Annotated in this window: 12 protein-coding genes; 10 read left to right on the top strand and 2 right to left on the bottom strand. The window is 68.2% G+C overall.

Annotation, left to right across the window (positions count from 1 at the left end; all coding sequences use genetic code 11):
• Positions 1-29: 29 nt before the first annotated feature.
• From J2852_RS08780 to recG, 7 genes are all read left to right on the top strand, one after another.
• Positions 30-2027, top strand: coding sequence for a methyl-accepting chemotaxis protein (locus J2852_RS08780; protein WP_209873974.1), 1998 nt, complete (start codon positions 30-32; stop codon positions 2025-2027).
• A gap of 105 nt (positions 2028-2132) precedes the next feature.
• The gene (locus tag J2852_RS08775) at positions 2133-3365 is read left to right on the top strand and encodes an MFS transporter (protein ID WP_343206698.1); all 1233 of its coding nucleotides are present in this window, start codon (positions 2133-2135) and stop codon (positions 3363-3365) included.
• A gap of 80 nt (positions 3366-3445) precedes the next feature.
• Positions 3446-4012, top strand: a complete 567-nt coding sequence (locus J2852_RS08770; protein WP_209873972.1) for a 1,2-dihydroxy-3-keto-5-methylthiopentene dioxygenase — start codon at positions 3446-3448, stop codon at positions 4010-4012.
• A 157-nt stretch (positions 4013-4169) separates the two neighbouring features.
• On the top strand, positions 4170-4997 hold the full coding sequence (locus J2852_RS08765; RefSeq protein WP_209873971.1) for a hemerythrin domain-containing protein: 828 nt from the start codon (positions 4170-4172) through the stop codon (positions 4995-4997).
• Positions 4998-5371: 374 nt separating this feature from the next.
• Entirely contained in the window at positions 5372-6631 is a 1260-nt protein-coding gene (locus J2852_RS08760; protein WP_209873967.1) for a type III PLP-dependent enzyme, read from the top strand.
• Positions 6632-6783: 152 nt separating this feature from the next.
• Complete coding sequence (locus tag J2852_RS08755; protein ID WP_209873964.1) at positions 6784-8202, top strand: homospermidine synthase; 1419 nt, start codon at positions 6784-6786, stop codon at positions 8200-8202.
• A gap of 418 nt (positions 8203-8620) precedes the next feature.
• Positions 8621-10702 carry an ATP-dependent DNA helicase RecG gene (gene recG / locus J2852_RS08750; RefSeq protein WP_209873961.1) on the top strand — a complete coding sequence of 694 codons (2082 nt, stop codon included), beginning with the start codon at positions 8621-8623 and terminating at the stop codon, positions 10700-10702.
• 6 nt (positions 10703-10708) lie between these two features.
• Here the strand turns inward: recG and J2852_RS08745 are convergent, their stop codons facing one another.
• Positions 10709-11443: a DUF502 domain-containing protein gene (locus J2852_RS08745; protein ID WP_209873958.1), complete on the bottom strand. Its 735-nt coding sequence runs from the start codon at positions 11441-11443 to the stop codon at positions 10709-10711.
• A 133-nt stretch (positions 11444-11576) separates the two neighbouring features.
• Between J2852_RS08745 and J2852_RS08740 the strand changes: the two genes are divergently transcribed.
• On the top strand, positions 11577-12623 hold the full coding sequence (locus J2852_RS08740) for a type III polyketide synthase (RefSeq protein WP_209873955.1): 1047 nt from the start codon (positions 11577-11579) through the stop codon (positions 12621-12623).
• 2 nt (positions 12624-12625) lie between these two features.
• The gene (locus J2852_RS31990; protein ID WP_209873952.1) at positions 12626-13165 is read left to right on the top strand and encodes an isoprenylcysteine carboxyl methyltransferase family protein; all 540 of its coding nucleotides are present in this window, start codon (positions 12626-12628) and stop codon (positions 13163-13165) included.
• On the opposite strand, the gene J2852_RS08730 is transcribed toward J2852_RS31990, so the two are convergent.
• Positions 13137-13520, bottom strand: coding sequence for a hypothetical protein (locus J2852_RS08730; protein WP_209873949.1), 384 nt, complete (start codon positions 13518-13520; stop codon positions 13137-13139). The genes J2852_RS31990 and J2852_RS08730 overlap by 29 nt on opposite strands.
• A gap of 144 nt (positions 13521-13664) precedes the next feature.
• Here J2852_RS08730 and J2852_RS08725 point away from each other — a divergent pair, with 144 nt between their 5' ends.
• Positions 13665-14372, top strand: a complete 708-nt coding sequence (locus J2852_RS08725) for a Crp/Fnr family transcriptional regulator (RefSeq protein ID WP_343206697.1) — start codon at positions 13665-13667, stop codon at positions 14370-14372.
• The last annotated feature ends 21 nt before the right edge of the window (positions 14373-14393 follow it).

Genomic DNA, 14393 nt, shown 5'->3' with positions numbered 1-14393 from the left:
AACTCCACCAACTGAGGACACCGCTGACGATGCCGATCGGAACCCGCATCGCCTTGGGCTTCGCCACCGTTCTCTTGCTGACGGTCAGCGTCGCGGTCATCGGCTGGAACGGGCTGTCCACCTACGCCGGGCGTGTCGAGCTGGCGAGCCGGACCAGCAGCCTCGACGCGAAGCTGAGCCGCGCGCGGCAGGAGGAGGGCCGCTATCTGGCCGAGGGCGATCCCACCGCCGTCCGTCGCGTCCGCGCGCTGTCCGACGAGATGAAGGGGGAGGCCGAACAGCTGCTCGCCCACACGGATTTCCCGGTGGATGCCGAGGCGTTGCGGGAGGTGGTCGCCAAACTGGATGCCTACCGAAAGGCGTTCGATCAGGTGGTGGCGCTGGGCGCGGACAAGTTCGGTGGCATGGAAAAGCTGCGCAAGCAGACGGCCTCGCTGATGGTGGTGGCGCAGACCCTGAATCAGGCGCAGGCGCCGCGCCACGCCGAGGCGTTGCGCCAGTTGAAGGCCGGCGAGGCGGGCGAGGACACGCTGGAGATTCTGGAGTCGTCCGGGCTGCTGCTGAACATCGCGGGGCGGCTGGTGCAGGAAACGCGCGGCGCGCTGCTGGGCGTGCAGCAATTCCTGCTCGACAACAACCCCGCCGGGCGGGCGCGCCTCGACGAAGGGATCAACAAGCTTCTGAGCGTCACCGGCGACGCGCGCACGAACGCGCGCGACAAGGCGACGCTGGCCGAGGTGGACAAGCTGACCCCCAGCGTGCTGGCCGTGGAGACGGAGTTCCTGCTGGTCGTCGATGTGGTGGAACGGCAGAACAAGGCGCGCGCCGCCATGATGGACGCCGCTGCGGCGGTCAGCGACCGCGTCGCCCATGTGGTTGCCGAGCAGATGGCCGACCGGGAGGCGGAGCGCACCCGTGCCTCGACCCTGATCACCGTCGGGGCGCTGGGGGCGCTGGCGGTGGGCGTGCTGTTCTCGCTGCTGATCGGGCGCAGCCTGACCCGGCCGATCACCGCCACCACGCGGGCGATCCAGCGCCTGTCGGAAGGCGATCTGACCGTCACCGTGCCCGGCACAGATCGGCGCGACGAGCTGGGGGCCATCGGGCTGGCGATCCAGAACGTAATCGCGGTGCTTCATGGGCTGCACGGCGAGATGCACCGGCTGTCGGGCGTTGCCGTGCAAGGGGGCGGGGAGCCGGTCGCCCATCAGGAATTCAAGGGCGCCTACGGCGAGATGGTGGCGCTGTTGCAGGAAACCGGCGCCGCCTTCCGCCGCATCGGGGAGCAGGCGACCCAGGTGGCCGTCGCCGCCGGGGAGGCCAGCACCGCCGTCGGCCACGTCTCGGAAGGCGCGCAGGAGCAGACCGACGACCTGGATCTGGTGGTCTCCGCCGTCGGGCAAACGGCGCGCGCCATCGCTCACGTGTCGGACAACACCCGCAACGCGTCGGACATGGTCAAGGCCGCCGCCGGCTTCGCCGAGCAGGGCAAGGAGGACATGGCGCGCCTCTTGAAGGTTTCCCAAACCATCGCCGACAACAGCCGGCGCATCGGGCGGATCACCGAGGCGATCACCCAGATCGCCGTCAAGACCAACATCCTCTCCGTCAACGCCTCCATCGAGGCCGCCCGCGCCGGGGAGCAGGGCAAGGGCTTCGAGGTGGTCGCCGAGGAGGTCGGCAAGCTCGCCGACAACGCCGTCGAAAGCGCCCGCCAGATCGCCGAGATCGTCGAATCCGCCTCGACCATGGCCGAGGAGGGCATGCAGGTGACCGGGCAGGTCGGCCGCATGATGGACGATCTGGCCGAGCGGGTGGCGCAGCTCGACCGCGTGTTCCAGTCGGTCGCCGTGGCGATGGAGGAGCAGCAGTCCTCCGTCAAGGAGATTGAGGCGAACGTGGAGAGCGTGCGCACCGTCGCCTCCAAGAACGCCGCCGCGTCGGAGGAGATCGCCGCGACCATGCAGCAGCTGTCGCGGCTGGCCGACGAGACCCGCCAGCAGGTGGCCCGCTTCAAAGCGGTTTAGCTGTTATATCAGAAACATATAGTCGCGTTGCAAAACGCATATTGGACAGCCGCCAAAGGCCGGGCGCACAGTCTTGCTGCAATGCAGCGTGCGTGAGAGGCAATTGTGGCGGACGGTGGTTTCGGCGGGCCGATCGAGGCGGCCCAAGGCGAGGCGGCCCAGAACTATCTCGTGGCGGGCAGCCCGGCCTACAAACGGGCGAGTCGAATCCTGTTCGTGGCCGGCTTCTCGACCTTCGCCACGCTCTACTGCGTGCAGCCGCTGATGCCGGAGTTCGTGCGGGAATTCGGCGTGAGCCCGGCCGAATCCAGCCTTGCGCTGTCGCTGTCCACCGGCGTACTGGCCATCGTCATGCTGATCGCCGGGGCGATTTCCGACCGGTTCGGGCGCAAGGCGATCATGGCCGCCTCTCTGCTCGCGTCGGGCGGGCTCGGCATCCTGGGGGCGCTGGCGCCGGACTGGGGATGGCTGCTCGGCGTGCGGGCGCTGGAGGGCATGGCGCTGAGCGGTCTCCCCGCCGTCGCCATGGCCTATGTGGCGGAGGAGGTCGATCCGCGCTCCGCCGGGGTTACCATGGGGCTTTACATCGGCGGTACGGCGCTGGGCGGCATGTCGGGGCGCGTCCTGACCGCCGTGGTCGCGGATGTGGCGACGTGGCGGGCGGCGATGGGCGTGGTGGGCGCGCTGGGCATCGTCGCGGCGCTGGCCGTGTGGCTGGGCTTGCCGGCCTCGCGCCGTTTCGTGCGGCGGCCGGCGGGGTTCCGGGAACTGGTCGCGGCGTGGCGCGGCCATCTGGGCGACGGCGGCATGCTCGCCCTGTTCGCCATGGGCTTTCTGTCCATGGGCGGCTTCGTGACGGTGTTCAACTACGTCAGCTTCCGCCTGATCGAACCGCCCTTCGACCTGCGGCCGGCGGCGGTCGGCGCGGTCTTCCTGGTCTACCTGTTCGGCGTGGTGAGTTCGCCGCTGTTCGGCGGTGTCGCCGGGCGGCTGGGGCCGGGGCGGGTGATGGCCGCTGCCGCGGTGATGATGACCGCCGGTTTGGCGCTGATGTGGCCGGACAATCTGTGGAGCGTTGCGGCGGGCATTGCGCTGTTCACCTTCGCCTTCTTCGGCGTCCATTCCATCGCGTCGGGCTGGATCGGGCAGCGGGCCAAGGCTAACCGGGGGCAGGCCTCCGCCATCTACCTGTTCTGCTATTACATGGGTTCGACCCTGGCCGGCACCGTGGGCGGATTCTTCTGGCACGGGCACGGTTGGGCCGGGGTGGCCGGCTTCGTCGGCGTACTGCTGGCGGTCGGCATGGTGGTGTCGCTGCGGCTGGCGATCCGGCGGTAGCTCTCCGATAACGCGCGTATGCTGTTGATTGTTAGCGTCGGGGTGGTTGCGTTTCCGGGGAATGAGCCTATTCTGGACGCATGACCCGCCTGACCGTCTACAGCGACAGCGACCCGAGCACCGTTGAACATTCGACCACCGACCGGGCGGTGATCGAAGCGCACCTCGCGTTGGCCGGCATCCTGTTCGAACAATGGGAGGCTGAGCAGCCCATCGCCGACACCGCCGATTCCGGTGCCGTGCTGACCGCCTACGCCGGGGCTGTCGCGACGCTGAAACAGGCGCGGGGCTTTCGGTCGGCCGACGTGGTGCGCGTGCCCAAGGGCATGCCGGGCACGGAGCCCCTGCGCGCCAAGTTCCTGTCCGAACACACGCACGAGGAAGACGAGGCGCGCTTCTTCGTGGAGGGCTCCGGCGCCTTCTACCTGCACCTGGACGACAAGGTGTACCGCATCGTGTGCGAGGCGGGCGACCTACTGAGCGTCCCGGCGGGGATCAAGCACTGGTTTGACATGGGGCCGGAGCCGCATTTCGCAGCCATCCGTTTCTTCACCCGGTCGGACGGTTGGGTTGCTGCATTCACGGGCGATGTGATCGCCGATCGCTTTCCCAAATATGACGGGCCCAAATATGACGGGCCCAAATAATCCGCAACGTTGACTGAGACCAAAGTACAAGGTTGGGGCCTGTCTCATTTGGTCGCAGCCCGTTGCGGACATGATGATCCACTGATACAAGCCATCCGGACATGAAACGTTTCTGACGCCGCTCGTGTTCGTCGGCGCCCAGGACTTCGGAGGTCGCATGACCACGGACGGCCACTCCGTTCCGCGTACGGGCAACAGCTTCATCGACGTGACGCACGCTGCGCTGATGGACCGCGTTGGAACGATTCGGCGGGAATGCGCGACGGGCGCGCCGCGCGAAGAGGTCGTTCCGCATTTCAGCGCCTTCGTGGAGGAGATGCGCGCGCATTTCGGCCATGAGGAGGTCATTATCCGCGCGGCCGGATTCGGCCATTGGGAGCAGCACGCGCACCAGCATTCCATGCTCGACCAGCAACTCGGTCGGCTGGTCGATTACGTGCGGGAATGCGAGGTTTCCAACGACTTCATGTGCACGGTTGCCGGCACGCTGGACGCTGTCCTGTGCAAGCACGAGATCCGCCACGACAGCGAATACGCTGGCCTGGTCCGCGATGCCTCCGCCCCCATCGAGGGCAAGACGCTGATCGTCTGGGGGGACGAGTTCGAAACCGGTGTGGCGCCGGTCGATGCCCAGCACCGTCAGCTGGTCGAGTGTCTGAACGAGCTTTATCGGATGAGTCTCGGCGGCGCGGCGGAGGCGGAAGCGCTGGCCCTGCTGGAGGCGGCGCACGACCATGTGCATGCCCATTTCGCGATGGAGGAGGGCGTGCTGCGCGCCTCCGTTCCCGGCCGCTTCCTCGCCCACCACGCGCATCACAAGATGCTGGAAGGGCAGTTCGCGCAGATCCGGCGGGAGGTCGAGGCCGAGCGTCTGGACTTCGGCGTGGCCGTGCGTGACTTCCTGCGCTTCTGGTTGATGGACCACATCCTGGGATCCGACCGCCCGGCCTTCGCGGCCGCCGGGATCGGGCGCAAGGCGCCATAAAAAAATCACTTGAATCCCAGGCCAAAAAGCGTAATTCATCGCGAACGACGCACTCGCACGTGCCAATGGCCCTCTGTGGTTATGCAACGACGTACCGCGTCCTTTTTGGCAGAACCGGTCATCAGTGGGCCGGTCCCGAGAGGGAGGTAAGTATGTTGGCTCACCACGGCTGGGCACTCAGACGGTAGCCCGTAGCCGGACATCGACGCTTTAGCACGCGGAGCGGTTTTGCCCGCGTGGGCGCTCGGCCCGGCTTTTCACCGTCACCTTTCCGAACAAACCGAATTCCGTTCCGTGGCCGCCAACGCCACGCCGGATCGCCGTCTGCTCACTGGGCCCTTTTGAACAGGGTGGCCCAGGGTAAGGAGTGCGCCATGGGCTTCATCCGTTCCCGTTCCGCCGTCGCCCCGCTCCGTCGTGGCATTCCCGTCCAGGCTTCGGCCGTGGCGACCCGCCGCACGTCGGTCGTGCAGGCCGTCGCCATGCACCAGCCGGAAGACCCGATGCACTGCATCCGTCCGGGCGTGCTGAAGGACACCGCGCGCAGCTTCGTCGCGGCCTTCGATCAGGCCGTGGCCGGCGACGTGCTGTACGCCGTGAAGTGCAACCCGGAACCGGCCGTGCTGCGCGCTCTGTGGGACGGCGGCGTGCGTCATTTCGACGTGGCCTCGCCGGGCGAAATCCGCCTGATCCGCCAGATGTTCCCGGACGCCGAGCTGCACTACATGCATCCGGTCAAGGGCCGTCAGGCGATCCGCGCAGCCTACCAGCAGTATGGCGTGCGCGACTTCGTGCTCGACAGCATGGAGGAGCTTCAGAAGATCCTGGAGGAGACGGGCGACGCGCAGGATCTGGGCCTGGTCGTGCGGCTGGCGCTGCCGAAGGGCAACGCGGTCTACGACCTGTCCGGCAAGTTCGGCGCGGCGTTCGACGACGCGGTGGAGCTTCTGCGCGCCGTGCGTATGGTCGCGCCGAAGGTCGGGCTGTCGTTCCACGTCGGTTCCCAGATGCTGGACCCGGCCGCCTACGAACGCGCGCTGGAACTGGCCGGCCGCGTGATCGCGGAGTCCGGCGTGGTGATCGACGTGCTGGACGTGGGCGGCGGCTTTCCCGTCTCCTACCCCGGCGTCACCCCGCCGCCGCTTGGCGACTTCATGGCGGCGGTCGCCCGTGGCGTGGCGCGGCTGGATCTGCCGGCGCACTGCCGCGTCTGGTGCGAGCCGGGCCGCGCGCTGGTGGCGCCGGGCGTGTCGCTGGTCGTGCAGGTGATCAAGCGCCGGGGCAACGAGCTGTTCATCAACGACGGCGTCTATGGTGCCCTGTCGGACGCGGGCGTGCCCGGTTTCCGCTTCCCGGCCCGGATGATCCGCCCGTTCGCGGCGATGGCCGACGCGCCGCTGGAGGCCTTCTCCTTCTACGGCCCGACCTGCGACAGCGCCGACAAGATGAACGGCCCGTTCCACCTGCCGGCCGACATCCGGGCCGGCGACTGGATCGAGCTGGGCCAGTTGGGCGCCTATGGCTCCTGCCTGCGCACGGCCTTCAACGGCTTCGATCAGGCGCGGGTGGTCGAGGTGTTCGACCGGCCGCTGCTGGAGACGCCGGGCTACGACCTTGAGACCTGCGCGGCCTAAATGTCGCGCGGAAAAGCTGTGGATATCTCAAGAAAATCACCGTAAACACTCACCGCGAACATTCGTTGGCCTGACGATCCCCGCCGCCCGTAAGAAGGGGCGGGATCGTCGGGCTTTGGTTTTGACTCGCCAGCCTCGGGGGACCTTTCATCATGACCCTGGACACCAAGCACTGCACGTTCACCGGCCGCATGGTCATTGTCGGCTTCGGATCGATCGGCCAGGGAGTGTTGCCCCTGATCTTTCGCCACATCGGCATCGCGAAGGAGCAGATCACCATCGTGACCGCCGAGGAGCGCGGGCATGAGGAGGCGGACGAGTTTGGCGTCAAGTTCATCAACCTGCCGCTGACGAAGGAAAACTATGTCCAGGTGCTTGAGCCGATGATCGGCAAGGGCGACTTCCTGGTGAACCTGTCCGTGGACGTGTCCTCCATCGCGCTGTTCGAGTTCTGCCACAAGGTCGGCGCGCTCTACGTCGACACCTGCATCGAGCCGTGGGTCGGCGGCTACACCGACACCTCGCTGTCACCGTCGCTGCGCTCCAACTACGCGCTGCGCGAATCGGCGCTGTCGCACCGCCCGGCCTTCGAGGGCGGGCCGACCGCCGTGATCACCCACGGCGCCAACCCGGGTCTGGTCTCGCACTTCGTGAAGCAGGCGCTGCTGAACATCGCCCGCGACACCGGCGCGCCGGTCGAGACGCCGACCACCCGCGAGGGCTGGGGCAAGCTGGCCGCCGGCCTCGGCGTCAAGGTGATCCACATCGCCGAGCGCGACACCCAGGTCGCCAGCGTGCCGAAGAAGGTGGGCGAGTTCGTCAACACCTGGTCCATCGACGGCTTCGTTGGCGAGGGCTGCCAGCCGGCCGAACTCGGCTGGGGCAGCCACGAAAAGCATTTCCCGGAGGACGGCCGCCGGCATGAGTTCGGCAGCGACGCGGCCATCTACCTGATGCGTCCGGGTGCCTCGACCCGCGTGCGCACCTGGACCCCGCTGGAGGGGCCGTTCCACGGCTTCCTCATCACGCACAGCGAGTCGATCTCCATCGCCGACTACTACACGGTGCGCGAGGGCGGCCACGTCGCCTACCGGCCGACCGTGCATTACGCCTATCACCCGTGCGACGACGCGGTGAAGTCGGTGCACGAGCTGGCCGGCAAGAACTGGCACATGCAGAGCGAGCAGCGCCTGCTGATGAACGAGATCGTCAGCGGCACCGACGAGTTGGGCGTCCTGCTGATGGGCCACAAGAAGGGGGCCTACTGGTACGGCTCGCGCCTGTCCATCGACGAGGCGCGCAAGCTGATCCCGTACAACAACGCCACCTCGCTCCAGGTGACTGTGTCGGTGCTCGCCGGCATCGTGTGGGCCATCGAGAACCCGAACCGCGGCATCGTCGAGCCGGACGAGATGGATTTCCAGCGCGTGCTGGAGGTCTGCTCTCCGTACCTCGGCGAGGTGGTTGGCGCCTATGGCGACTGGACGCCGTTGCAGGACCGCAACCGCCTGTTCCCGGAGGACGTGGACCAGGACGATCCGTGGCAGTTCAAGAACTTCCGCGTGGTGTGAGGATGAAAGGGGCTCTTCGGGGCCCCTTTTTCATTGGGGCGTAATGCGGCGATTCATGAACGGAATTTCATGTTCCCGCAACGGAGGGGACAGCCGCCGCCCGCTATAAACTCCGTCATTGCGATGGTTGATTTTCATCGAGTTACCCCCCGGCGGCACCCACCGCCGGCCTCTGCGACCCGGTTCTCTCCCCGCTATGCACCGGGTCGCGTCCTTTCGGCGGAGCGCGAAGGGAGGGTCATGTGGGTTCCGGCATCCCCCGCCACCGGAACCCGCGATCCTTCGCGCTCCGTCTTTTTCTTTTTTGGGCGCTCAGCTTTTCAACAACAGCCAAGACACCGCAGCGCTTGACGCGAGGGCCGGTGGGCGGGATTGAATGGGGCTCGTCCCACCCGTCCCGTTTCCCCCGCGAGACCCCGTGCGCCCCGCCATCCTGTTTCCCCTGTTCAAGCCGGTGACGGCGCTTCCCGGCCTCGGTCCGCGTCTGGGCAAGCTGGTCGAAAAGCTGGCGGGCCCCTGCGTGGTGGATCTGCTGTGGCATTTGCCGTCCGGCGTCATCGACCGGCGCTTTTCGCCGAAGATCGCCGACGCGCCGAACGGGCGGATCGCGACCATGACGGTGCGGGTCGATTCGCACGCGCCGCCGGTCAACCCGCGCCACCCCTACAAGATCCGCTGCACCGACGAGACCGGGGTGTTGGAGCTGATCTATTTCCATGTGAAAGGCGACTGGCTGACCAAGCAGTTGCCGGTCGGGCAGACGGTCGTGGTCTCGGGCAAGGTGGAGTGGTTCCACGACACGCCGCAGATCACCCACCCGGATGCGGTGGTTCCGCTGGAATCCAAGGACGAGATTGAGGCGGTCGAGCCGGTCTATCCGATGACGGCCGGGTTGCCCGCCAAGACGCTGCGCAAGGCGGTGCGCGCCATGCTGAACGACGTGCCGGACCTGCCGGAGTGGCAGGATGCGGCGTGGCGGTCGCGCAACGGCTATCCGACTTGGGCCGAGGCGATCCGCCGCGCCCACACGCCGGAGGACGAGGCCGATCTGGCGCCCACTGCGCCGATCCGGCGGCGGCTGGCCTATGACGAGCTGCTGTCCAACCAGTTGGCACTGACGCTGGTCCGCATGCAGCAGCGGCGGCTGTCGGGCCGCGTGACGCAGGGCGACGGGCGGCTGCGCGGCAAGGTGCGGGAGGCGCTGCCCTTCGCGCTGACGGGTTCGCAGGCGGAAGCGCTGGAGGAGATCTACGCCGACATGGCGGCGGAGCGGCGTATGCTGCGGCTGCTCCAGGGCGATGTCGGCAGCGGCAAGACGGTGGTGGCTCTGCTCGCCATGCTGAACGCGGTGGAGGCGGGGTCGCAGGCCGCGCTGATGGCGCCGACGGAAATCCTGGCGCGGCAGCACGCGGAAAGCCTCGCCCCGCTGTGCAAGGCGGCGGGGGTGGACATCGCCCTGCTGACCGGGCGCGACAAGGGCAAGGCGCGGCAGGCGGTGCTGGACCGGCTGGCCTCGGGCGAGCTGCCGCTGCTGGTCGGCACGCACGCACTGTTCCAGGAGGATGTGGCCTTCAAGGATCTGGCGCTGGCCGTCATCGACGAGCAGCATCGGTTCGGCGTTCACCAGCGGCTTCAGCTGTCGGCCAAGGGGCGGGCGGTGGACGTGCTGGTCATGACCGCGACGCCGATCCCGCGCACGCTGACCCTGACGGCTTATGGCGATATGGACGTTTCCCGCCTGACCGAGAAGCCGGCCGGGCGCAAGCCGATCCAGACCGTCACCATCGGGCTCGACCGGCTGGAGGAGGTCGTCGGCGGCATCCACCGCAAGGTCAAGGAGGGCGCGCGGGCCTATTGGGTCTGTCCGCTGGTCGAGGAATCCGAACAGTTGGACCTTGCCGCCGTGACGGAGCGGCATGCCTTCCTGCGGGCGACCTTCGGCGACCGGGTCGGGCTGGTGCACGGCAAGATGCGCGGGCCGGACAAGGACGCGGTGATGGCGGCCTTCGCGGCGGGCGATCTCGACGTGCTGGTCGCCACCACGGTCATCGAGGTCGGCGTCAACGTGCCGGAGGCCACCGTCATGGTGGTGGAGCACGCCGAGCGATTCGGGCTGGCCCAGCTGCACCAGTTGCGCGGCCGGGTGGGACGCGGCGAGAAGCCCTCCACCTGCCTGCTGCTGTTTGACCCGCAGCTGACCGAGACGGCGCGCGCCCGGCTGAAGACCATGCGCGACACGGAAGACGGCTTCATCATCGCCGAGGAGGACCTGCGCCTGCGCGGAGCCGGCGAGGTGCTGGGCACCCGTCAGTCCGGCCTGCCGGAATTCCGCATGGCCGATCTGGCGGTGCATGGCGAGCTGCTGGCGGCGGCGCGGGACGACGCCCGGCTGATTGTGGACCGTGACCCTGAGCTGTCCAGCCCGCGCGGACAAGCGCTGCGCACGCTGCTGTACCTGTTCGAGCGGGACGCGGCGGCGAAGACGCTGCGATCGGGGTGAGAGGCTTTACGCTCGCTTCCGTTCCGGGGCGGGTGTGGCGGTCACCTCGCGCGGTTTGCGGTCGGGCGGGGTGACGATGCCGCCGGACATCACCAGCTTCAGGCCGTCCTCGACGGTCATGTCCAGAACCGTCACCTCGCGCCGGGGCACGATCAGCAGATAGCCGGCGGTTGGCGGCGCGCAGGGGATGAAGACATTCACCATCTCCTCCGCCGAGACCTTCTGCACCTCCGGGTGGGCGCTGCCGGTGATGAAGCCCAGCGACCAGACGCCCAGGCGCGGGTACTCGATCAGCACGACCTCGCGGAAGGCGTTGGACTTCTTGGCGAGCACCGTTTCGAAGATCTGCTTCACCGCGCCGTAGATGGAGCGCACGACCGGCATGCGCCCCACCACCCCTTCGCCGATGCGCAGGACGAGCCGGCCGACGTAGCCAGCGGCGAAGGCCCCGATCAGCGTCAGCACGACGATCACCGTCAGAACGCCGATGCCGGGGATGGAAAAGGGCAGGTAGTTTTCCGGATTGTAGGCGGCCGGGATCAGCGGGCGGATGTGGCCGTCGATCAGCGACACGAACCACCAGGCGATGTAGATCGTCACGGCGGTCGGCGCGGTTACCAGCACGCCGGCCAGGAAATAGGCGCGCAGCCGCGCGATCAGCCCGATCCCCTCATGCCGGGGCGGGCGCGGGGCCGTGGCCTCCGCCGTCGTGGGTTGGCCTTCCTGTTCGCTGCCCGCCACCGTCCACCCCCGAAAAGCGCCGATGCGCCATAGTGATACAGGATAATGGTGGGGCTCAACCGGATTGGTGCATCGGGCGGAACTCCGTCCGGATGAGTGGGCCGGCGGACGCGCGGGCATCACATGGAGGGCAATGGATCAAAGCCCCCGACTGGTCTCAGTTGCCACCGCCCTGCCGCCGCACCGGCTCGACCAGCACGACACGCTGGCCGCCGCGCGGGCGGTGTTCGGGCCGCGCATGCGGGATTTCGACCGGCTGGCCCCGGTCTTCGCCAACACCGGCATCGAATCGCGCCACGCCGTGATGCCCATGGAATGGTACCTGGAGCCGCGCGGCTGGCCGGAGCGCACCGCCGCCTTCCGCGACGGGGCGCTGGCCCTGCTGGAAGAGGCGGCGGGCAAGGCGCTGGCGCGGGCGGGGATGAGGCCGCAGGACGTGGATGCCATCGTCTGCGCCTCCACGACGGGGATCGCGACGCCGAGTCTGGAGGCGATGCTGCTGGAGCGCATGGGCTTCCGGCCGGAGACGATGCGCGTCCCGCTGTTTGGGTTTGGCTGCGCGGGCGGGGTGCTGGGGCTGGGGCTGGCCGGAATGCTGGCGCGGGCCGTGCCGGGGATGACTGTGCTGTTCCTGGTGGTGGAACTCTGCACGCTGGCCTGCCGGACGGGAGAGGCGACGCCGACCAACGTGGTGGCCAGCGCCCTGTTCGCCGATGGGGCGGCCGCCGCCGTGGTCCGGGCGGGCGGGGGGAGCGGGCCGCGCCTGATCGCCAGCGGAGAGCACACCTGGCCGGACACCCGCGACGTCATGGGTTGGCGGGTCGAAGACGACGGGTTCGGCGTCATCTTCAGCCAGGACATTCCGGACCTGATTCGCACGCGGCTGGGGCCGGTGGTGGAACGCTTCCTCGACGGGCAGGGCGTGGCGCGCGGCGACCTTGCCGGGCTGGTCTGTCACCCTGGCGGGGCCAAGGTGCTGCACGCGCTGGAGGAGGTTCTCGCCCCGGTGTCGGACGGGCTAGAGGATGCCTGGGCGGTGCTGCGCGACTGCGGGAACATGTCGGCGGCGAGCGTGATGTTCGTGCTGGAACGGCGGATCGCGGGCGGGGCCAAGGGGCCCCATCTGATGAGCGCGCTGGGGCCGGGCTTCACCGCCGCGCTGGCTTTGCTGGAGTTGTGACGATGGAACTGCCGACGATGGGGTTGCCGCAGATCATCGTTTTGCTGGTCGCCGCGCAGAGGCTGGCGGAACTGGCCCTGGCGCGGAGGAACACGAAACAGTTGCTGGCCGAGGGAGCGCGGGAGGTCGGGGCGGCGCACTACCCGCTGTTCGTGGCCTTGCACGCCGGGTGGCTGGCCGTGCTGTTCCTGGGCACGCCGGCCGATGCGCTGGTGGACGGGGCGCTGATGGCCCTGTTCCTGGCCTTGCAGGCTGGGCGGGTCTGGGTGGTCGCCAGCCTGGGGCGGTTCTGGACGACGCGGGTGGTGACGCTGCCGGGGGCGCCGCTGGTGCGGCGCGGGCCGTTCCGCTGGGTGCGCCACCCCAACTACCTGGTGGTGGCGGGGGAACTGGCCGTGCTGCCGCTGGCCTTCGGGGAGGTCTGGATGGCGGTGCTGTTCTCGGCGCTGAACCTGCCGCTGACCCTGCACCGCATTCGGGTCGAGGAGGCTGCTCTTGGCGACCGCCGGGGGATCACGCGGCCAAGAAGCAGGCCAGCGTGACGCAACCGGCGATGGCGGCGCCGTCCAGATGGTTGGGGAAGGCGTGCCAGAACTCTTCCTTGCTGACGGGCTCCGGCTCGTCGTACTCGTCCAGCCACAGGCCGGCGGGCAGGCCGCCGTTGGTGCGCTCGGCGATCGCGCCCGACAGGTGGGCCATGGCGACGGCCAGATAGCAGAACTTCACGAAATTCAGCAGGAAGGCCATGGTGCCGCCGGCCTCGACGATCGGGTCGGTGACCCCGCCCATGGCGGCCACGGCGGTCGCCATCGCAACGGCCGCCGCGAACGGGATGGCGACGACCGACAACAGGCGGTTGGTGTCGACGCGGCGTGCGTTGGGAATGATGATGGACATGGCTTCCGAAACTCCGTGTGCGAATGACCTCCTTTCTGCGGGAGCAGGGTTAACGGGACGTTAGCGATAACCTTTGGTTACAGACCATTCCACCTTTGCGCAGACGCGGGTATGCTCCCTACCCGTTCGAAGGGAGTGGTTCCGGTGGCTGGGGACATTCACACAAACAATTTGGATGGCATCGACCTGCTGCGCCCACTGTCGGCGGAGGAGCGGGCGGCCATCGCGCGCCAGTGCCGCTGGCGCCATTTCCAGGCGAACGAGCTGATCATTGATCACTTGGGCGAGACCCGCGACGCGGTCTTCATTGTCGAAGGGCGGGTGCGGGTGCTGAGCCATTCCGCTTCGGGCCGCGAGATCAGCTTCGACGACATCGAGGCGGGCGGCTTCTTCGGCGAGATGTCGGCCATTGACGGGCTGCCGCGCTCGGCCTCCGTCGCGGCGGTGGAGGACGGGACGCTGGTCGCCTTCTTGGCGCCCAAGCCCTTTCAGGATCTCGTCACCGGGCATCCAGACTTGGCCATCGCGGTCATGAAGCGGCTATGCCGGGTGGTGCGGCTGACCACCGACCGCATCATGGAACTGTCCACGCTGGGCGCCAACAACCGGGTCCATGCGGAACTGCTGCGGCTCGCCAAGCGGGGGCGGATGGAGGGCAAGGCCGCCGTCATCGCGCCGATCCCCGTCCACGCGGACATCGCCAGCCGGGTCAGCACCACCCGCGAGACGGTCGCCCGCGTTCTGAGCGACCTTGCCAAGGAAAGGCTGGTCGAGCGGCGGGCCGACGCGCTGGTCGTCCGCGACGTGCGCCGGCTGGAGGAAATGGTCGAGGACGTGCGCGGCGGCGCGTGAAAAGGGGCGTGAAAAACCCGG

Origin of the sequence: Azospirillum soli, assembly GCF_017876165.1 — a bacterium.
Lineage (GTDB): Bacteria > Pseudomonadota > Alphaproteobacteria > Azospirillales > Azospirillaceae > Azospirillum > Azospirillum soli.
This window is presented reverse-complemented; position numbering and strand designations above follow the sequence as displayed.

Bases quoted from the DNA above. Each gene is read 5' to 3' on its own strand.
- J2852_RS08780 (WP_209873974.1), top strand. From the start codon at position 30: ATGCCGATCGGAACCCGCATCGCCTTGGGCTTCGCCACCGTTCTCTTG.
- J2852_RS08770 (WP_209873972.1), top strand. From the start codon at position 3,446: ATGACCCGCCTGACCGTCTACAGCGACAGCGACCCGAGCACCGTTGAA.
- J2852_RS08765 (WP_209873971.1), top strand. From the start codon at position 4,170: ATGACCACGGACGGCCACTCCGTTCCGCGTACGGGCAACAGCTTCATC.
- J2852_RS08760 (WP_209873967.1), top strand. From the start codon at position 5,372: ATGGGCTTCATCCGTTCCCGTTCCGCCGTCGCCCCGCTCCGTCGTGGC.
- J2852_RS08755 (WP_209873964.1), top strand. From the start codon at position 6,784: ATGACCCTGGACACCAAGCACTGCACGTTCACCGGCCGCATGGTCATT.
- J2852_RS08740 (WP_209873955.1), top strand. From the start codon at position 11,577: ATGGATCAAAGCCCCCGACTGGTCTCAGTTGCCACCGCCCTGCCGCCG.
- J2852_RS31990 (WP_209873952.1), top strand. From the start codon at position 12,626: ATGGAACTGCCGACGATGGGGTTGCCGCAGATCATCGTTTTGCTGGTC.
- J2852_RS08730 (WP_209873949.1), bottom strand. From the start codon at position 13,520: ATGTCCATCATCATTCCCAACGCACGCCGCGTCGACACCAACCGCCTG.